General features: G+C 59.6%; 21 protein-coding genes. 9 read left to right on the top strand and 12 right to left on the bottom strand.

What is annotated here, in order from left to right; genetic code table 11:
* Positions 1-143 precede the first annotated feature (143 nt).
* The 5 genes from QZ190_RS13290 to QZ190_RS13310 form a co-directional block, all read right to left on the bottom strand.
* Positions 144-692 (bottom strand): NUDIX hydrolase, encoded by a 549-nt coding sequence (locus QZ190_RS13290; protein ID WP_291917066.1) that lies wholly within the window; start codon positions 690-692, stop codon positions 144-146.
* A gap of 2 nt (positions 693-694) precedes the next feature.
* Positions 695-2,011: a TRAP transporter large permease gene (locus QZ190_RS13295; RefSeq protein WP_291917068.1), complete on the bottom strand. Its 1,317-nt coding sequence runs from the start codon at positions 2,009-2,011 to the stop codon at positions 695-697.
* Positions 2,008-2,529: a TRAP transporter small permease gene (locus tag QZ190_RS13300; protein WP_291917070.1), complete on the bottom strand. Its 522-nt coding sequence runs from the start codon at positions 2,527-2,529 to the stop codon at positions 2,008-2,010. Before QZ190_RS13300 ends, QZ190_RS13295 begins: the two co-directional genes overlap by 4 nt.
* 75 nt (positions 2,530-2,604) lie before the next feature.
* Positions 2,605-3,639 carry a TRAP transporter substrate-binding protein gene (locus QZ190_RS13305; protein WP_291917072.1) on the bottom strand — a complete coding sequence of 345 codons (1,035 nt, stop codon included), beginning with the start codon at positions 3,637-3,639 and terminating at the stop codon, positions 2,605-2,607.
* A gap of 256 nt (positions 3,640-3,895) precedes the next feature.
* Positions 3,896-4,591: a fumarylacetoacetate hydrolase family protein gene (locus QZ190_RS13310; protein ID WP_291917074.1), complete on the bottom strand. Its 696-nt coding sequence runs from the start codon at positions 4,589-4,591 to the stop codon at positions 3,896-3,898.
* 88 nt (positions 4,592-4,679) lie between these two features.
* On the opposite strand from QZ190_RS13310, the gene QZ190_RS13315 reads away from it, so the two are divergent.
* A complete protein-coding gene (locus QZ190_RS13315) occupies positions 4,680-5,117 on the top strand; it encodes a MarR family winged helix-turn-helix transcriptional regulator (RefSeq protein WP_291917077.1) in 438 nt (145 codons plus the stop codon).
* A gap of 8 nt (positions 5,118-5,125) precedes the next feature.
* On the opposite strand, the gene QZ190_RS13320 is transcribed toward QZ190_RS13315, so the two are convergent.
* Complete coding sequence (locus tag QZ190_RS13320; RefSeq protein WP_291917079.1) at positions 5,126-5,428, bottom strand: antibiotic biosynthesis monooxygenase; 303 nt, start codon at positions 5,426-5,428, stop codon at positions 5,126-5,128.
* Positions 5,429-5,642: 214 nt separating this feature from the next.
* On the opposite strand from QZ190_RS13320, the gene ppk1 reads away from it, so the two are divergent.
* Both ppk1 and sixA read left to right on the top strand, forming a co-directional pair.
* Positions 5,643-7,727, top strand: a complete 2,085-nt coding sequence (gene ppk1 / locus QZ190_RS13325) for a polyphosphate kinase 1 (protein ID WP_291917081.1) — start codon at positions 5,643-5,645, stop codon at positions 7,725-7,727.
* Between the two features lie 5 nt (positions 7,728-7,732).
* The gene (gene sixA, locus QZ190_RS13330) at positions 7,733-8,194 is read left to right on the top strand and encodes a phosphohistidine phosphatase SixA (protein WP_291917083.1); all 462 of its coding nucleotides are present in this window, start codon (positions 7,733-7,735) and stop codon (positions 8,192-8,194) included.
* 21 nt (positions 8,195-8,215) lie between these two features.
* Here sixA and QZ190_RS13335 read toward each other — a convergent pair whose 3' ends face one another.
* The 6 genes from QZ190_RS13335 to QZ190_RS13360 form a co-directional block, all read right to left on the bottom strand.
* Positions 8,216-8,734: a hypothetical protein gene (locus QZ190_RS13335; RefSeq protein WP_291917085.1), complete on the bottom strand. Its 519-nt coding sequence runs from the start codon at positions 8,732-8,734 to the stop codon at positions 8,216-8,218.
* A gap of 90 nt (positions 8,735-8,824) precedes the next feature.
* Entirely contained in the window at positions 8,825-10,327 is a 1,503-nt protein-coding gene (ppx, locus tag QZ190_RS13340; RefSeq protein WP_291917087.1) for an exopolyphosphatase, read from the bottom strand.
* 41 nt (positions 10,328-10,368) lie between these two features.
* Positions 10,369-10,716 carry a helix-turn-helix domain-containing protein gene (locus QZ190_RS13345; protein ID WP_291917177.1) on the bottom strand — a complete coding sequence of 116 codons (348 nt, stop codon included), beginning with the start codon at positions 10,714-10,716 and terminating at the stop codon, positions 10,369-10,371.
* 23 nt (positions 10,717-10,739) lie between these two features.
* Positions 10,740-12,020, bottom strand: coding sequence for an organoarsenical effux MFS transporter ArsJ (gene arsJ / locus QZ190_RS13350; RefSeq protein WP_291917089.1), 1,281 nt, complete (start codon positions 12,018-12,020; stop codon positions 10,740-10,742).
* Between the two features lies 1 nt (position 12,021).
* Positions 12,022-13,065, bottom strand: coding sequence for an ArsJ-associated glyceraldehyde-3-phosphate dehydrogenase (locus QZ190_RS13355; RefSeq protein WP_291917091.1), 1,044 nt, complete (start codon positions 13,063-13,065; stop codon positions 12,022-12,024).
* Positions 13,066-13,165: 100 nt separating this feature from the next.
* On the bottom strand, positions 13,166-13,651 hold the full coding sequence (locus QZ190_RS13360; RefSeq protein ID WP_291917093.1) for a TlpA disulfide reductase family protein: 486 nt from the start codon (positions 13,649-13,651) through the stop codon (positions 13,166-13,168).
* Positions 13,652-13,972: 321 nt separating this feature from the next.
* Between QZ190_RS13360 and pstS the strand changes: the two genes are divergently transcribed.
* From pstS to phoB, 6 genes are all read left to right on the top strand, one after another.
* Positions 13,973-14,995, top strand: a complete 1,023-nt coding sequence (gene pstS / locus QZ190_RS13365; protein ID WP_291917095.1) for a phosphate ABC transporter substrate-binding protein PstS — start codon at positions 13,973-13,975, stop codon at positions 14,993-14,995.
* A gap of 113 nt (positions 14,996-15,108) precedes the next feature.
* Positions 15,109-16,098, top strand: coding sequence for a phosphate ABC transporter permease subunit PstC (gene pstC, locus QZ190_RS13370; protein ID WP_291917097.1), 990 nt, complete (start codon positions 15,109-15,111; stop codon positions 16,096-16,098).
* Positions 16,099-16,156: 58 nt separating this feature from the next.
* Positions 16,157-17,008, top strand: coding sequence for a phosphate ABC transporter permease PstA (gene pstA / locus QZ190_RS13375; protein ID WP_291917099.1), 852 nt, complete (start codon positions 16,157-16,159; stop codon positions 17,006-17,008).
* 19 nt (positions 17,009-17,027) lie between these two features.
* Positions 17,028-17,807 (top strand): phosphate ABC transporter ATP-binding protein PstB, encoded by a 780-nt coding sequence (gene pstB, locus QZ190_RS13380; RefSeq protein ID WP_291917100.1) that lies wholly within the window; start codon positions 17,028-17,030, stop codon positions 17,805-17,807.
* 13 nt (positions 17,808-17,820) lie between these two features.
* Positions 17,821-18,519, top strand: a complete 699-nt coding sequence (phoU, locus tag QZ190_RS13385) for a phosphate signaling complex protein PhoU (RefSeq protein ID WP_291917102.1) — start codon at positions 17,821-17,823, stop codon at positions 18,517-18,519.
* A complete protein-coding gene (gene phoB, locus QZ190_RS13390; protein WP_291917104.1) occupies positions 18,516-19,211 on the top strand; it encodes a phosphate regulon transcriptional regulator PhoB in 696 nt (231 codons plus the stop codon). The genes phoU and phoB overlap by 4 nt, the downstream gene beginning before the upstream one ends.
* The last annotated feature ends 8 nt before the right edge of the window (positions 19,212-19,219 follow it).

Raw genomic sequence — 19,219 nt, forward strand, 5'->3', positions numbered from 1 at the left:
GGGCCATGGCGGCGGCAGCCAGCAAGCTGGCCAAAAGAGCGGTGATGGACTTGATCATGTAATGCCTTTGGAGAGATCAATGAGGGAAATGCCCTCAGATTATCTAAGGCTTATGCCCACTTTGAGCAGGGGCAATCAATTATTTAAGCGATGTCGAAGGCGTGTGTGCTGAAGCGTCCTGCACGGCGGTCTGCAAAGTAATGCTCCAGCGTTTCCTTGACGGTGCGAAAGGCCAATTCGTCCCAAGGAATGTCGTCTTCTTTGAACAAGCGCGCTTCCATGGTTTCGTGCCCGGGGTCGAACACGTCGCTGGTCAGGCGGGCGCGGTAATACAGGTGCACCTGGCCGACACGCGGCACGCTCATCACGGTGAGCAAGTCTTCCATGATGAACTGCGCCCCGGCTTCTTCGGTGGTCTCGCGGGCCGCGCCTTGCGCGGTGGATTCACCCAGCTCCATGAAGCCTGCGGGCAAAGTCCACTTGCCTTTGCGCGGCTCGATGTTGCGCTTGCACAGCAGCACCTGGTCGCCCCAATGGGGCACGGTGCCCACCACGTTCAAGGGGTTTTCGTAGTGCACCGTGTGGCAAACGGTGCAAATGGCGCGCTGCTTGGTGTCGCCGTCGTCGGGCAAACGGTAAGCCACCGATGCGCCGCACTGGCGGCAGTGTCGAATGGCTTCTCGTGTGTACATGGTCAGAGTTTCAAGACAAATAGAACGACGGAGGGCACAAAGACGATCAGCAAGATGCGCAAAAGGTCAGAGGCCAGGAAAGGCATGACGTAAAGGAAGATGTCCTTCATGGGCACGTCTTTCGTCATGCTGCTGATGATAAACACGTTCATGCCCACGGGTGGCGTGATCAGGCCAATCTCCACAACCATCAGTGCCAATATGCCAAACCAGATGGCTTTGGACTCGGGGTCCATGCCCCACAAATCAATGCCCATGATGATGGGAAAGAAAATCGGGATGGTCAGCAGCAGCATGGACAAGCTGTCCATCACGCAGCCCAGCACCAGGTAGATGGCGATGATGGTGAACAGCACGGCCAGCGGTGACAGGTCCATGCTGACCACCCACCTGGCCAGTTCGGTGTTGACTTGGGTCAGCGCCAAAAACACGTTCAGTACATCCGCACCCAGCAAGATCAGGAAGATCATGCCCGTGCCTGCGGCTGCGCCATACAGGCATTGCATGAAGCCTTGGCCGCGCAGGCCGCCTGACTTCCAGGCCACAAAGGCTGTGGCCACCGTGCCGATGGAGGCGGCTTCGGTGGGGGTGAAAAAGCCGCCGTAAATGCCGCCAATGACCACCATGAAAATCAACAAGACTGGCCAGGTTTCAGCCAGGGCTGTGAGGCGCTGCGCCCAGCTGAAACGGTCACCCCGTGGGGCGTCTTTGGGACTGACGCGGGCAATGATGCCGATCACCACCATGTAACCAATGGCGGCGATGATGCCCGGCACAAAGGCCGCCAAAAACAGCTTGGCGATGTTTTGTTCGGTGATGATGGCGTAGATGACCAAGGGCACGGAGGGCGGAATCAAAATGCCCAAGGTGCCACCCGCTGCGATCACGGCAGCGGACAAGCGTTCGGAATAGTTGTGCGCTTTGAGCTCAGGCAAAGCCACTTGGCCCATGGTGGCTGCGGTGGCCAGAGAAGAGCCGCAAATCGCCCCAAAGCCTGCGCACGAAGTCACAGCCGCCATGGCCATGCCGCCGCGCCAGTGGCCGATCATGGCGTTGCCCGCCTTGAACAAGGCCTTGGACAGGCCGCCTTGGGTGGCAAATTGGCCCATCAACAAAAACAGGGGCACCACCGACAGGTCGTAAGTGGAGTAGCGGGCAAAGGCCGCATTTTTGAAAAAACTCATCAACGGGTCCCAGCCCGCGACAAAGGTGTAACCCACCGTGCCCGTCAGCAGCATGGCCACGCCAATGTGGACCCGCAGCGCCAACAGCAGCAGCAGGACCGCAAACATCAAACTACCCCATTCGATGCCGCTCATGATTGGATCTCTTTCATTTTTTCAAAGGCACGGTACAAGGCCGTGAGGGACAACAGCCCAAACGAGGGCACCAGCGGCACATAGGCCCACCAAGTGGGAATTTCCAGCAGCATCGAGGCGTCAAAGTTACCCCGCAAATCGAGCATGCCTACAGTCACACGCCAGCTGATCAGGCCAGAGAAAAACGCCAGCAACAAGTTGGCCAAAGTGTCGAGCACGGCGTTGAGCCGTGCCGGGGCATTGGCGGTGAAGAAATCCACAATCACATGGCCCGAGATCCAGTGTGTGTAGGGCAGCGACATGGCCACAGCGCCCGCGCACAAAAACTGCACCAGTTCAAAGTCGCCCAGCAGCGGCGCGTCAAAAAACGAGCGGCCGACGATGCTGCGCAAAGACATGAAGGCCATGGCCAACAAGGTCAAGCCCGACAAAATGGCCAACAATTTACTCAAACGGTCCAGAACCCAGCCCAATCCTTGGTACTGACGTGTGGACATGACATGGACGACTTCTGCCACGGGGCTTCTCCTAGAGACAAAAAAATGGGGTGGGCCGCAGCTCACCCCATGGAACTCCAAACAAGACCGAGGTCTTTACTTGGTGTATTGCTTGATCAGGTCTTGGGCGTCTTTGAGCAAGGCGGCGCCGTTCAGCCCGCGCTTGTTCATGCTGTCCACCCATTCGTTGTCCTGCTCGTCGGTGGCTTTCTTCCAGCGCGCCAGCTCAGCCGGTGGGATCACCGAGATGGTCTGGGTTTTGGTGTCGGTAAACACCTTGCGGCTGGGCACATCGTTGCCCTCTTGCGTGCCGCCCAGGAAGGCCGAGAACTCGCGACCGGAGTTCTTGTCGATCACGGCTTTCAGGTCAGCAGGCAGCGACTCGTACTTGGCCTTGTTCATGGGCACCACAAACACGGTGGTGTACAGGGCCGGGAAGCTCTTGTCGGTTTCAGCGCTGTACTTGGTCAGCTCGTGCACCTTCAGGCCAGGGGCGACTTCGTAGGGAATCACGGCGCCATCGATCACGCCCTTGGACAAGGCCTCAGACACTTGGGGCACGGGCATGCCAACAGGAGTGGCACCCATTTTGGCGAGCATTTTGGTCACGTTGGCCGTGGGGGCGCGCATCTTCATGCCCTTGAAGTCTTCCATCTTGGTGATGGGCTTGTCGCGGGTGAAGATCACGCCTGGGCCGTGCACGTGAACGGCCAACAGTTTCACATCCTTGTGCTCGTCCATCGCGTTCTTTTGCACGAAGTCCCATGCGGCGCGGCTGGTGGCAGCGGCATTGGTCATGGTGAAGGGCAGCTCGAACACTTGGGTCTTGGCAAAACGGCCAGCGGAGTAACCGGCAACGGTCCAGACCACGTCGGCCACGCCGTCTTTGGCTTGGTCATACAGCTGCGGCGGGGTGCCGCCCAACTGCATGGCCGGGAAGATCTGGCATTGCAAGCGGTTGTTGGAGTCTTTGGCGATGTTTTTGCACCAGTCGCCCAGCATGGTGGTGTGCTGGATGGACTGAGGGCCCAAGAAGTGGTGCACCTTCAGGGTGATGGTCTGGGCGTGAGCGCCAAAACCAACGGCCATCAGGCCAGCGGCCAAGGCCGTTTGTTGTAAGAACTTCTTCATCGACTTGTCTCCATCATGGGTTGAAAAATGAAATGATAAACCAACCGTGCGGTCGGTTAATGAAAAGAATGACGCCCGTGGTGCTCAGCTTGGGTCACCCTAAAGTCCCTTGAATTGCAATGTATATGAATTAAGTTGCAACTTCAGAGGCTATTTTTAGGGGTTAACCCTTTGTGTTGCGGGGCGTGTGCACTTTTGTTCAATGAACAAAAGTGCTTTTATGGCAGGCCCCACTGCGTTCTGACCACCTTTCAGGTCAGGAAATTTTAATTTGCAAGCTGCCCAACCCGGCCACTTGGCCCACCAAGGTGTCACCCGCCACCACTGCGGCCACACCTTCAGGGGTGCCTGTGTAGATCAGGTCACCGGGCTGCAGTTCCCAGGCGGCGGACAGGTGTTCGATGGTTTCGGCCACGCTCCAGATGAGTTTGGCCACGTTGCTGCGCTGGCGGTCTGCACCGTTGACTTGCAGGCTGATCTCGGCCTGGTTCACGTCACCGGCTTGCGCAATCGGCGTGATCGGGCCGATGGGGGCCGAGTGGTCGAAGGCTTTGCCGATGCACCAGGGGCGGCCTTGCTTTTTCATCTCGTTTTGCAGGTCGCGGCGTGTCATGTCCAGGCCCACCGCATAACCATAAATGTGCTTGGCCGCATCGGCGGCCAAGATGTTGCGCCCGCCTTGGCCAATGGCCACCACGAGTTCGATCTCGTGGTGCAGGTTTTGTGTGAGGCTGGGGTAAGGCATGGTGCCTGTCTGGCCCGCTTCGACCACGACCAGGCTGTCGGTGGGCTTGAGGAAGAAGAAGGGTGGCTCACGCCCGGTGAAGCCCATTTCCTTGGCATGCTCTTCATAATTGCGGCCCACGCAGTAAATGCGGTGCACCGGAAAACGTTCGGGTTGGCCGAGCACAGGCACCGAGACCACGGGCATGGGTGAAAATACAAAACTCATGGGTCGCTTTCTCAAGAATTGAAAATCAGATGTTAATCGGAATGTCTGAGCTCAGGCGCCCGTGCCATCCCCGCAACACGTCACGCACATGATCAAAAGCATCGACCTTCAGGCCACGCCGGGTCACCTGATTCGACGGGCCCAGCAAATTGCCGTGGCCATTTTTGCCGAGCAATTGGCCAGCGCCGACATCACGCCCGTGCAGTTCGCCATCCTGAACGCCTTGCTGGGCAGCCCCGGCATCGACCAGGTGAGCCTGGCCAAGCGGGTGGCCTTTGATCCGGCGACTTCGGGCTCGGTGATTGGGCGGCTGGAGGCCAAGGGCTGGGTGGTGCGCGAGGCCGATCCGGCCGACCGCAGGCGCAAGCTGCTGGTGGTCACGCCGCAAGGGGTGCAGGCCCTGGCCGGCATTCAGTCGGATGTGGCCCTGGTGCAAGAAAAAATTCTGGCGCCGCTGACGCCGCAAGAGCAAAGCCAGTTTGTGCATCTGCTCTCGCGCCTCGTACAAGGCCATCAAGCCGCCTGAGCGAAGCATCAGGCCGAGGTGTAGGTCAGCTCGAAATGCTCCACATGCGGGGGCGCGGCAAAGAAGGGGCCGACGATGGCGCGCCACTCGGTGAACAGCGCCGACTGGCGAAAGCCCACCGTGTGGTCTTCCAGCGTGTCCCAGAAAATCTGCAGCACAAAGCGCTCGGGGGTTTCGATGCAGCGGTTGACCTTGGCCCCCCGAAAGCCCTTGGCCCGTGAGGCCACGGTGTTCAGGCCCAGCTCAATGGCTTGTTCAAAAGCGGCCTGTTGACCAGGCTGGATGCGGATGTCGGCGAGTTCGAGGATCATGGTGGCAGGTTATGAAATAAAAAGAGCTATCACGATAACCGAAATGGGCCTCTGGTGCGACCACCTGGGTGACGCGTCTTGGCATGCTTGCCCAGCGCCTGCGCCAGAGGATGTGCCCGGCCAATGTGTTTGTTCCTTGATTTCAAACAAGTCGTCATGTCATCAAATTGACTTGCTGGCTTCCTAGAATGAATTGAATCCTTCAAGGTGTGCCATGGCCAAATCACTTTCACAGAACTCGTTGGTAGAACCTGCTTCGGTGTTCTTGGACCGCGACCTGAGTATTTTGGCGTTCAATGAGCGCGTGCTGGACTGGGCGCACCGCCCCGAAGTGCCCGTGCTCGAGCGCCTGCGCTACCTGTGCATCGTGTCGTCCAACCTGGACGAGTTCTTTGAGGTACGGGCCGAGCCACATGTGATGGGCAGCTTGCAGGGTCTCCAGTCTGGCCAATACACCAACAACAGTTTGGTGGCCATTGCCGACAAAACCAATGCCATGGTGGCGCGGCAATATGCGCTGTACAACGACGATTTGCTCCCCACGCTGCAGCGCCACGGTTATCGGCTCTTGTCGCATGGTGAGCGCAACGCCGAGCAACGCCGCTGGGTGCGCAGCTACTTCCAGCGCGAGGTGCAGCCCCTGCTGGTGCCTGTGGGTCTGGACCCGGCCCATCCTTTTCCGCAAGTGGCCAACAAATCGCTCAACTTCATCGTGCAGTTGTCGGGCAAGGACGCTTTTGGTCGCGCCAACGAAATCGCCATCGTCAAAGTGCCGCGAGTGCTGCCGCGCGTGATTCCCCTGCCGGACCGTGTGTGCGAAGGCAGCAAGGCCTTTGTGCTGTTGTCCAGCGTGATCCGCGCCCACCTGGCCGAGTTGTTTCCAGGCCGTGAGGTCGGGCAGTTTTCGCAGTTCCGGGTGACGCGCCACTCGGATCTGGCCGTCGACGAAGACGAGATTGCCAATTTGCGCATGGCCCTGCGCCAAGGGCTGCAGCACCGCCACTATGGTCAGGCGATTCGCCTGGAGGTGTCGTCCAACTGTGCGCCTCGTTTGATGGAGTTTTTGCGCAAGGAGTTTCGCCTGCCCGAGGCGTCGGTGTTCCGGGTCAATGGACCGGTGAACCTGGTGCGCCTGATGCAACTCATCGATCTGGTGCCTGCGCCGGACTTGCTCTTTCCGCCCTTCAAGGCCAGCTTTCCGGTGCAGCTGCCGCAACACGGCTCGGTGTTCAACCGGCTCAAAGAGGGCGATGTGGTGATCCATCAGCCTTTTGAAAGTTTCGATGGCGTGCTGGCCTTTTTGCGCGAAGCCGTGATGGACCCGAACGTGCTGGCCATCAAACAAACCATTTACCGTGCTGGCAGCGACACCACCATGATGGATTTGCTGCGCGAGGCGGTGCGCCGGGGCAAGGAAGTCACCGCCGTGGTGGAGCTCAAAGCCCGTTTTGACGAAGAGGCGAACATCAACTGGGCAGAGCAGCTCGAATCGATTGGGGCCCAGGTGGTCTACGGTATCGTGGGCCTGAAGACGCACGCCAAAATGCTCTTGGTCACCCGCCGCGAAGGCCGGGTGCTGCGTCGTTATGGCCACCTGTCCACGGGCAACTACAACCGCCGCACCGCTGCGCTGTACACCGACATCAGCTACCTCACGGCCCATGCCGACATCACCGCCGACATGGACCAGCTCTTTGGCCATCTGGCCAGCCAAAGCCGTTTGCCCAAGATGAAGCGTCTGCTGGTGGCGCCTTTCACGCTGCATGCCCAGATGCAGTCTCTCATTGAAGCGGTGGGCACAGCCGCTGCGCGAGGTGCTGCCGCACGCATCGTCATCAAAATGAATGCCCTGACCGATCAGCCCCTGATGGAGGCCTTGCTGGAGGCTGGGAAAAAGGGTGCCAAGATCGACTTGATCGTTCGCGGGGCCTGCATGCTGCCCGCCGGGGTGGCTGGCTTGAGCGACAACATCCGGGTGCGCTCGGTGATTGGCCGCTTTTTGGAGCACTCCCGGGTGTTTTACTTTTGCGCCGACCAGGACGAATCGCTGTATTTGTCGAGCGCCGACTGGATGAGCCGCAACATGACGCGCCGCATCGAGCTGGCTTGGCCCGTGACCGACCCGTTGCTGCGCCAGCGCATCATTGACGAATGCCTGATCGCTTACCTGCACGATGGTCGCGACGCCTGGGACCTGGCGCCAGACGGCCAGTACCACCGTGTGGGCATGACGGCCCCGGGACCCGGGGCGCAACAAGCGCTGATGCAGCGTTACGACGCTTCGCCTGTGCGGGAGTGAGTGCCATGGACTTGATCGTGTGGCGGCATGCCGAAGCCCATGAAGCCGAGCCCGGCGAAGACGACATGCAACGCACTTTGACACCTCGTGGGCGCAAACAGGCCGAGCGCATGGCCGTTTGGCTGGACGCCCAGTTGGCGCAAGGCACCCGCGTGCTCAGCAGCCCGGCCGTGCGGGCCGAGCAAACCGTGCGAGCCTTGAGTCGCAAATACAAGGTGCGCGATGCGCTGTCACCCGGTGCGAGTGTGGCCGATGTGCTGGAAAGCTCGGGCTGGCCCGAGGCGCGTTACCCGGTCTTGCTGGTGGGCCACCAACCGGCACTGGGCGGTTTGGTGGCGCACTTGCTGGGCATGCCCGAAGCCGCCTGCGCCATCCGTAAAGGCGCGGTGTGGTGGCTGCGCCACCGCATCCGCGAAGGCCAAGCGCAAACCGTGCTGTTGGCCGTGACGTGCCCAGAGCGCTTGTGAACTGCGCGCTTCAGAGCGGCTTCAGTCCTTGGCAGGGCGACCGGTTTTGATGGTGGGCACGTTGGCCATGGCTTTCTTGAAAGCGGTGTCGGCCATGCCGGCCAGAGCCTGCAGACCTGCGCGGATCAGCTCGCTTTTCTTGACTTCCACGCCCAAAGCCATGGCGCGTTTTTTCATCTCGGTGATTTGCAGCAACTCGGTCTTGGGCAAGGTGAAGCTGTCGCGCACCACTTTGACTTTTTTCTCTTTGGCCGCCTTGGCTGGGGCCGTAGACTTTTTCTTGTCTGCAGCTTTGGCTTGAGGTGCTTTGGATGGGCTGGTCTTGGCTTTTGCGGGCGCGGCAGTTGGGGCTACCGGGGCCACAGCGGCTTTGACCGGCTTGCGATTGGGGGCTGGGCTGGCGCTTTTGCGCGGCGCTTTCACGGGAATTTTGGAGGTGGGCGCGGCCTTGGAGGCCGTCTTGGTAGGAGGGTTGACCGCGGGCTTTTTCGTGTGCTTTCGCGTGGTGGTCGCAAGGGCGGAAGTGGATGAGTCGTTCATGGAAAATCAGCCTTGAAAAATTAACGGTGCATACAGTTTATACCGTTGATTTTTCATGGGCAAGAGATTGGGCTCTTCAATCCAGGGGCTTCAGTGCACCGATGCCTGCAACACCCATTCTGTCTTTTGCCAGACGTTCTTTTCTTCGCGCAGCAAGTGGGCCGATTGGGGCCAGAGTTCGACCCAATCGCTCTCCATCTGAAGGCTGACGATGCGTCGCTCCGCATCGCACTGGATGTGCAGGCCTGACAAATCCGGGTCGCGCCGGGCATGGCACAAGATGACCGCCAGGCGCAGCGCCATGAGTTGCTGCACAAAGCGGGTGTTTTGCAGCTCGGCCTCGAGCTTGCGCAGCTTGCCCCGGTGACCGAGCACCAATTGGCTCAGGCGGTGCAGCTCGTCCAGGGTGAAGCCGGGCAGGTCGGTGTTGTCCAGGATGTAGGCACCATGCTTGTGGTAATCGCTGTGCGAAATGCGCATGCCGGCTTCGTGCAGCTGGCAGGCCCAGTGCAGTTTTTTCAGATGGCGTTGGCGATCGCTTTGGGGCAAGTCGGCCCCCGAAGCCAGCATGGCTTGCAGCAGCCCCTGGGCCGTGCGCGACACCCGCTCGGCTTGTTGCTCATCGGTGCCAAAGCGTTGGGCCAACCAAGTCACCATGGACGAACGGACATCCTGGGGGCTTTCGCGGTCAATCAGGTCGTAGAGCGCGCCGTGGCGCAAGGCGCCTTGCGCAGCATGCATCTCATCGATTTGCAGCAAATCGAACACCGCTTGCAGCACCGCCAGGCCGCCACCGATGACGGGCTTTCGGTCTTCCTTGACGCCGTCCAGGCGCAGGTTGTCCAGCTTTTGCGCCTTGAGCAAGCGCTCTTTGAGCCAAGTCAATCCGTCGCGTGTGACGCGCCCCTCGGGCCAGCCCGCCTGGGTCAAGACCTCGGACACCGCACCCACCGTGCCGGAAGAGCCGTAACACTTGTCCCAGTGTTGGCGGTTGAACAGGCTGTGCGCTTCATCGAGGACAGCCATGGCCCCAATCTCGGCGGCCTTGAAGGCCTGGGGGGTCCACAGACCATCTGGGAAATATTTCATCGACCAAGCCACGCTGCCCACGGGGTAAGACGCCAGTGTGCTGGCGGTTTCATGCTGGCCCAAAATCATCTCGGTCGAGCGCCCGCCAATGTCCACCACCAAGCGGCGCTCATCCGACTGCGGCAGCAGGTGCGACACGCCCAGGTAAATCAAGCGGGCCTCTTCGCGCCCGGCAATGACCTCGATCGGAAAGCCCAGAATCTGTTTGGCTTTGGCCAAAAACACCTCACGGTTGCGGGCTTCGCGCAAGGTTTGGGTGGCCACGGCCCGCACTTGGTGGGGCTCAAATCCCGCAATCCGTTCGCCAAAGCGGGCCAGGCACTCCCAGCCCCGTGCCATGGCGTCATCGCTGAGCTTGCGCTCACTGTCCAGGCCGTTGCCTTGGCGCACGGTTTCCTTGATGTATTCGACGCGCCGCAGCTGCCCTGCATCCATTTGACCAATTTCGAGGCGAAAACTGTTGGAGCCCAGGTCGATGGCGGCGTACAGGGAATGGGTGTGCATGGCGTGGGGTGAGGCAGCAGGGCGAGCAGGCAAAGTCTGGATTATGTGTGCGCGCTCGCATCTTCAGTGTGTGGACGCCACAAATTGATCGCATCACCACAGGGCACACCTTGGCAGCAGTGCGCTGTCAAAAAGTCCATCAGGCTTTGCATGGCACCCAGGTCGGCGCGGTAGCGCAAAAAACGGCCCTCGCGCTGCACGCTGACCAAGGCCGCGTGGTGCAGTTCTTTGAGGTGAAACGACAGCGTGTTGGCCGGAATATCCAGCGCTGCAGACAGCTGCCCGGGTTGAATGCCCTCTGGCCCCGTGCCCACGATGGCGCGAAACACCTTCAGGCGCGAGCTTTGCGCCAAAGCCGACAAAGCCTTGACGGCCACGTCCTCGTCCATGATGCTGAAAAGAGAAACGGGGTTCATGGCGTGGCCTTTTCTGCAGGGTTGGGGGTGAGCAAGCCCATGGGCAAACGCAGTGTGGCCAGCCAGCACAAGAGCAGCATCAAAGCCGAGCCCAAGAGTGCGTACATCAACCCGCCCCATTGGTAGAGCAGGCCCGACAGCAGCGTGCCCATGAAGCGGCCCAGCGCATTGGCGGCGTAATAAAAGCCCACGTCTTCGGCCGCTTTTTCTGAGCCTGCATAGGCCAGCACCAGATAACTGTGCACCGACGAATTGATGGCGAAGGCAAAGCCAAACAAACTCAGGCCCCCAACCACCCACCACTGCAACTGCGGCGCCTGCAGCCACATGGCCGCGGCAATGCCCAGTGGAATGAGCATGAGCACCGCCGACCACCAACGGGCCGCAGGCACTTCGCGGCTCAGGCCATCGGCGCTGCGCCGAACGATCTGTGGCGCCAGCGCTTGCACCAAGCCGTAGCCAATGGTCCAGGCCGCCAAAAAGCCGCCCACCATGGTGAAGGTCCAACCCACCGAGTAGAGGAACACCGGCACGCCCACTACAAACCACACATCACGCGCCCCAAACAAAGCCACGCGGGCGGCCGCCAGAGCGTTGATGCCCGCATTTTTGGCGAACAACTCTTTGGCCGAGCCCGAAGGCTTGCTCTTGCCCATCATGGGCGGCAAGCTGATCACCACACCGACCAGCACCAAGGCCAATAGGCCCGCCATGGCCCACAGCGAGCCCTGAAACCCCAGCGTCTCGAGCAGCAAACCACCCAGAAAAAAGCCAAAGCCCTTCATGGCATTTTTGCTGCCGGTGAACCAGGCCACCCACTTGAACAGTTGCCCGTTGCCTTGGTCTTTGGCTTGCGCCTGCGTGATCTTGATGGCCGACTTGCTGGCGGTCTTGGTCAGGTCTTTGGCCACGCCACACACGCCTTGCGCCAACACCACCCAGGCCACCGACATGGCCGCAGTCCACTCTGGCTGCAAGGCCGAGAGCAAGCCAAAACCGATGATCTGAGTGACCAAGCCCACGGTGAGCATGCGGGCAATGCCAAAACGCGTGGCCAGCCAGCCGCCAATCAGGTTGGCCAACACGCCCGCGCCTTCGTACAGCAAGAACAAAAAGGCCAGCGTGAACGGCGAGTAGCCCAGCTTGTAAAAGTGCAGCAGCACCAACATGCGCAAAGCGCCGTCGGTCAGGGTAAAGCCCCAATAGGCAGCGGTCACGATGCCGTAGTTCCGCTCTGCGGCGGTGACGATGCCGTCATGGCGTTCAGCGGCGTTCATCTCAGATGCCGACTTCGTTCATGTGGCAGGCCAAATCGACCATCCGGCAGGCGTAGCCCATCTCGTTGTCGTACCAGGCGTAGATCTTGAGCAGTGTGCCGTCGGTCACCATGGTCGACAGTGCGTCCACGATGGCGCTGCGCGTGTCGCGTGCGTAATCCACGCTGACCAAGGGTCGTTCCTCGTAACCCAAGATGCCCGCCAGCGGGCCTTGGGCCGCAGCGGCAAACAAGGCGTTGACTTCTTCAGCGCTGGTTTCGCGCTTCATCTCGAACACGCAGTCGGTCAGCGACGCATTGAGCACCGGGGCACGCACGGCGTGGCCGTTCAGCTTGCCCTTGAGTTCGGGGTAAATCAGGGCAATCGCCGTGGCGCTGCCGGTGGTGGTGGGGGCCAGGCTGACCATGGCGCTGCGCGCGCGGCGCAGGTCTTTGTGTGGGGCATCGACCACCAAGTTGGTGTTGGTCGGGTCGTGGATGGTGGTGATCTGACCGTGCCGGATGCCAATGGCTTCGTGCACGACTTTGACCACCGGAGCCAAGCAGTTGGTGGTGCAGGATGCCGCCGTGACGATGCGGTCTTTGGCCGGGTTGTAAAGCGTGTGGTTGACGCCCACCACGATGTTCAGCACACCACCCACCTTGACGGGTGCCGCCACGATGACGCGCTTGGCACCCCGGTCCAGGTGGCCCTGAATCGTTTCGGGCGTCAAAAATTTGCCCGTGCACTCCAGCACCAAGTCCACACCCATGTCGCCCCATGGGATGTCGGCTGGGTGGGCGTGCGATGAAAAGCCCAGGGTGCGCTCGCCAATGCGGATTTGGTTCTCGCCTTCAGCCTCGATGCGCTCGCGCCACTTGCCCTGCACGCTGTCAAACGCCAGCAAATGCGCGGTGGCCGCTGCGCCGCCTTTGAGTTCGTTCAGGTGCACCACCTCCAGGCGGTTGCCTGCGCGGGGGTCGTCTTGCTGGCGCTCGGCAGCGCCCATGGCCGCACGCAGGGCCAAACGGCCGATGCGGCCCATGCCGTTGATGCCTACTTTCATGGTTGATCTTTCTATGGTCATGGAAATGTCAATGGTGAAAGTCTGCCATGACTGTGTGACGGTGCCATGACATGCACAGCAAATTCTGCGGTGCATGTGTTCAGAAGCGCCGGGCGATAGCTTCGACATCCTCCGCGAACATTTGTCCTTTTTCAGCCAACAGCACTTTGTGCTGGCTGTTCATCAACAAGGTGACGGGCAAGCCCTTGGGTTTGGGAAACTGCTTGCGCCACTCGGGACTGGCCCAGGCTGAGGGGAAGGTGTAGCCGCGTTTGAGCAGGTAAGCCTGTGCGTCTTCGGGCTTTTTGTCGATGGACAAGGCCAGCATGCGCAGGCCCTGACTTTTTTGTGACAGCCACAAGGCCTGCATGCTGGGGCTTTGCAAGGCGCAAAAGGGGCAGGTGCTGGACCACCAATACAGCAGCAAAGGCTGGCGCTCGTGCTGGAAGTCCTGGCCGTTGAGCAAACGGATGGGCGGCACCTTCAGCACATCGTCCACACGGGGCAGGGCGGGTGCCGTGGATTCCAAAGTCGCTTCGGAGGGGGTTTGGGCCGGTGTGCCGGCCCAGGGCCACAGGGCTCCCATGCCCAAACTCAGGGTCAGTTGTCTGCGTGTTGTGGAAACCTTTGGCGATAATTTTTGGGCAGGCATCGGATATTCCAAAGAACTTGAGATGCAGCAATATAGGTCAAAGTCGATGTTTTGAATGCCAATTTGGCCTTGGCGATCACACAAGCGGTCGGGCCAAGGCTCCAATGCAACAGGATCTGGTTTGGATCAACAACGACTCAAAAAAACCGGGTACTTTGACACAAGACTGTCACAATGCGCCGCTAAAGTGGCACCAGTCCCCGAGGCAAACCAGCTTGGGTGGCCATGAACTTACACCCTGAATCAGGAGTTGACATGATGAAATTGAAGTCTTTTATAGCCGCCATTGGCCTGAGCGCCGTCGCAGCAGCGAGCTTTGCCGCGGACATCACCGGCGCTGGCGCCACATTTCCTTTCCCGATTTATGCCAAGTGGGCTGAGGCCTACAAAAAGGAAACCGGCACGGGTTTGAACTATCAATCCATTGGGTCTTCAGGCGGCATTCGTCAGATTCGTGCCAAAACCGTCGCCTTTGGTGCGACCGATGCACCTGTTGGCGGTGCAGACCTGGATAAAGATGGCATGGTTCAGTTCCCAGCCATCATCGGTGGCACCGTGCCCGTTTTCAACCTGGATGGCTTCAAAAACGGTGAGTTGCGCGTGACAGGCCCCGTGTTGGCTGAGATGTTCATGGGCAAGATCAGCAAGTGGAATGACCCCAAACTGGTTGCTCTGAACCCCGGCAAGACCTTGCCCAATGTGACCATCACCGTGGTGCACCGCGCCGACGGCTCGGGCACCACCTTCAACTGGACCGACTACCTGGCCACTGTCAGCAAGGACTGGCTGGACACCGTGGGCCGTGGCGCTGCGGTCAAGTGGCCAGCCCCGACATCGGTCGGCGGCAAAGGCAATGAAGGCGTGGCCGCCAACGTGACCCGCACCAAAGGTGCCTTGGGCTATGTGGAGTACGCCTATGCCAAGCGCAACAACATTGCTGTGATGGCCTTGCAAAACAAAAACGGCAACTATGTCATGCCCGACGATGAGACCTTTGCCGCAGCCGCTGCGGGTGCTGACTGGTTCAGCGTGCCAGGCATGGGTTTGTCCATCGTGAACCAGCCCGGTGCCAAGGCTTACCCGGTCACCACCGCCTCGTTCATCTTGATGTACAAGGCACCCGCTGACAAAGCGCAATCGGCCGAAGTTCTGAAGTTTTTTGATTGGGCCTTCAAGAACGGCAAGCAAATGGCGCTGGAGCTGGACTATGTGCCCCTGCCGGACGCTTTGACCAAGCAAATTCGTGAACGTGTGTGGACCCAGGTCAATAGCAAGTGATGATGTTTCGGGTTGACTGGATTTGACCCTTGACCACCGACCTTCTGATGAGGTTGTCGGTGGTTTGTTATTCTGTTTTGAGCTTTTGAATTTTCCTGTCTGCAGACGTGAACATGAACTCCACACACACCACCGAGCTTTCTGACCCATCGCCGAACGCCCACATGGCCTCCGTGGCCAAGCGGCAAAGGCTGCAAGACGCCATTTTTCACCGCCTGACGCAGTCGTTTTCGCTGTTGGTGCTGTTGGCGCTGGTGGGCATCATCGTGTCCTTGTTTGTCAATGCCTGGCCGACTTTTGCCAAGTTTGGTGCGCACTTCTTGTGGTACGTCGAGTGGGACATCGTGAACGAAGAGTTCGGTGCCGCCATCTCCATTGTGGGCACTTTGTTCAGCGCTGGCATTGCTTTGTTGGTGGCGGTGCCGCTGGCTTTTGGCATCGCGGTTTTTCTGACTGAAACCTGCCCCGTTTGGTTGCGCCGTCCCTTGGGCACGGCCATCGAGTTGCTGGCCGCTGTGCCGTCCATCATTTACGGCATGTTTGGCTTGTTTGTGTTTGCGCCCGTCTATGCTGATTATTTGCAAGTGCCCCTGCAGTCGGTGCTGGGCGGCATGCCTTTGGTGGGCTGGTTGTTTGGTGGTGCCACCAACGGCCTGGGCATCATGGCCGCAGGCATCATCCTGGCCTTCATGGTGCTGCCATTCATTGCAGCGGTGATGCGCGATGTGTTCGAAATCACCCCACCCATCCTGCGTGAATCGGCCTATGGCTTGGGCTGTACCACCTGGGAGGTGGTGCGCAAAGTGGTCTTGCCTTACACGCAAAAAGGCGTGATTGGCGGCATCATGCTGGGCTTGGGCCGCGCTTTGGGCGAGACCATGGCGGTCACCTTCGTGATTGGCAATGCCAACCGCATGCCCACTTCCTTGTTTTCACCCGGCACCTCGATCGCATCGGTGCTGGCCAATGAGTTTGGCGAAGCCGAAGGCCTGCACTTCAACACCTTGTTCGCTTTGGGCTTCTTGCTGTTCTGCATCACCTTTGTGGTGCTGGCCGCTGCCAAGTGGATGATCATCCGCACCGAAAAGGCCAAGGGCAATTGAGGCCGGCAGCCCCTGTTTGCTTCACCAAATATTTCAGTCAAGACGGACACCTGAACCTATGAAACCCTCCCCCTTGTACCTCAAGCGCAGGCGCATCAACCTGGTGGGTCTGACCCTGTCCATGTTTGCCATGGCCCTGGGTTTGATCGCTTTGTTGTGGATCTTGTTCGTGCTGTTTTCCAATGGCCTGGCCGCACTCGAATTGACGTTGTTCACCAACGACACCCCGGCCCCCGGCTCCGAAGGCGGTGGTTTGCGCAACGCCATCGTGGGGAGCTTGATGATCGTGGGCTTGGCGGTTCTGGTGTCCACGCCAGTTGGCATTTTGGCGGGCATTTACCTGACCGAGTACGGCGACACCAGCAAGACGGCCGAGTTCACCCGCTTTGTGACCGACATCATGCTGTCGGCCCCCTCCATTGTGCTGGGCTTGTTTGTGTATGCGATTGCGGTGGCCACGGTGGGCAATTTTTCGGGCTACGCGGGCAGCCTGGCGCTGTCATTGATTGCCATTCCGGTGGTCATGCGCACCACCGAAAACATGCTGCGCCTGGTGCCCGGCAGCTTGCGTGAGGCGGCATTTGCACTGGGTGCGCCACGTTGGAAGGTTTCCACCATGGTGACCTTGCGTGCAGCCAAGAGTGGTGTCATCACCGGTTTGCTGCTGGCGGTGGCCCGCATCAGCGGCGAAACCGCGCCTTTGCTGTTCACGGCGCTGAACAACCAGTTCTTCAGCACCAACATGGAAGCGCCCATGGCCAACTTGCCGGTGGTCATCTTCCAGTTCGCCATGAGCCCTTATGAAAACTGGATCCAGCTGGCCTGGGGTGGTGCTTTGCTCATCACCTTGGCCGTGTTGGCCCTGAACATCCTGGCCCGCGTGTTTTTCCGCGAAAAAGTCAAAGCCTGATTGAAAGTCGAGATTCAAAATGCCCAACAGCAACAAACCCCCTCTCAAAAATGCCATTGAAATCCGCGATCTCAGTTTTTTCTATGGCAATTTCAAGGGTCTGAAAAACGTCAACCTGAACATTGCCGAGAACAAAGTCACGGCCTTCATCGGTCCATCGGGCTGCGGCAAGTCCACTTTGCTGCGCACGCTCAACCGCATGTACAGCCTGTATCCCGGCCAGCGTGCGGAGGGCGAGATCAGCCTGTATGGCACCAACATCCTGGACAAAAAACAAGATTTGAACTTGTTGCGCGCCCAAGTGGGCATGGTGTTCCAAAAGCCGACACCGTTTCCCATGTCGATCTACGACAACATCGCGTTTGGCATTCGCTTGTACGAAAACCTGAGCCGCTCGGACATGGATGACCGCGTTGAGTGGGCGTTGACCAAGGGTGCCATCTGGAACGAAGTCAAGGACAAGTTGGGTCAAAGCGGTCTGTCGCTCTCGGGCGGTCAGCAGCAGCGCCTGTGCATTGCCCGCACGGTGGCCGTCAAGCCCAAGGTCATCTTGCTCGATGAGCCCACATCGGCCTTGGACCCGATTTCGACCGCCAAAGTCGAAGAGTTGGTGAGCGAACTCAAGAAAGACTACACGGTGGCCATCGTCACGCACAACATGCAGCAAGCCGCTCGCGTGTCCGACTTCACGGCTTACATGTACTTGGGTGAATTGATTGAGTTTGGGCAGACCGAACAAATTTTCATGAAGCCCGCCCGCCAGGAAACCGAAGACTACATCACCGGCCGTTTCGGCTGATCAGGAGACCCCCATGGACAAGCACATTTCAAGTCAATTCGATGCCGAACTCACTGGCGTTTCTTCCCGCGTTTTGGAGCTGGGCGGGCTGGTTGAATCGCAAACCCGCCATGCGGTGTATGCGCTGGCGCAGTTCAGCTCGGAAGTGGCCGATCAAGTGGTGGCCACCGAAAAGCAGGTCAACGCGCTGGAAGTCGAGATCGATGCCGAATTGGCCTCGATCATTGCCCGGCGGCAGCCCACCGCACGCGATCTGCGTTTGCTGATGGCGATCTCCAAAATCACCGGCAACCTCGAGCGTGCCGGCGATGAGGCCGAGCGCATCGCCCGCATGGTCAAGCTGATCCTGGATCAGGGCAGTCCGCGCAACCTGCCATCGTCCGAGCTGCGGGTGGCGGCCGATTTGGCCACCGGCTTGCTGCGCAAAGCGCTCGATGCTTTTGCCCGCCTGGATGTGAACACGGCGCTGGTCATCCTGAAAGAGGACGATTTGATCGACGCCGAGTTCAACGGCTTTGTGCGCAAGCTGGTCACCTACATGATGGAAGACCCGCGCACGATCTCGGCCAGCCTGGACCTGCTGTTTGTGGCCAAGGCCATTGAGCGCATCGGCGACCATGCCAAGAACATCGCCGAGTTCGTGATCTATGTGGTCAAGGGTTCCGACGTGCGCCACACCGCCTTGACCGAAATCGAAAAAGCGGTGCAATGAGAACCATCCCTCGCATCTTGATTGTCGAGGACGAGCCGGCCATTGCCGAGTTGATTGCGGTGAATCTTCGACACAACGGCTTTCAGCCGGTCTGGGCCATCGATGCCGAAACGGCTCAGCGTGAGCTTGACGAAATCCTGCCCGACGTGATCTTGCTCGACTGGATGTTGCCTGGCGAGAGTGGCTTGTCGCTGGCCCGCAAGTGGCGGGCCTCGGCACGCACCAAGGCCGTGCCCATCCTGATGCTGACAGCCAGGGGTGACGAGTCCGACCGGGTGGCCGGTCTGGATGCAGGTGCGGACGATTACATCGTCAAACCGTTCTCGCCGCGTGAGCTGCTGGCCCGCATTCGTGCGGTGCTGCGTCGCCGCGTGCCCGAGGCTTCGGGGGGCGTGATCAAAATGGGTGACTTGCAGCTCGATGCCGACACGCATCGGGTCAATTTGGCCGACAAGCCTCTCAAGGTGGGGCCGACCGAGTTCAAGCTCTTGCACTACCTGATGCGCCACCCCGAGCGGGTGCACGGCCGGGGAGCCTTGCTCGACAAGGTTTGGGGCGACCACGTCTACATCGAAGAACGCACGGTGGATGTGCACGTCAAACGCCTGCGCGAGTCGCTGGGCGAGGCGGGCAACATGATCGAAACCGTGCGTGGCGCAGGCTACCGTTTCACCCCTACTCCCTCCGTTTGAACTCAGGT

Source organism: Limnohabitans sp., from assembly GCF_017848645.1.
Classification (GTDB): domain Bacteria; phylum Pseudomonadota; class Gammaproteobacteria; order Burkholderiales; family Burkholderiaceae_C; genus Limnohabitans_A.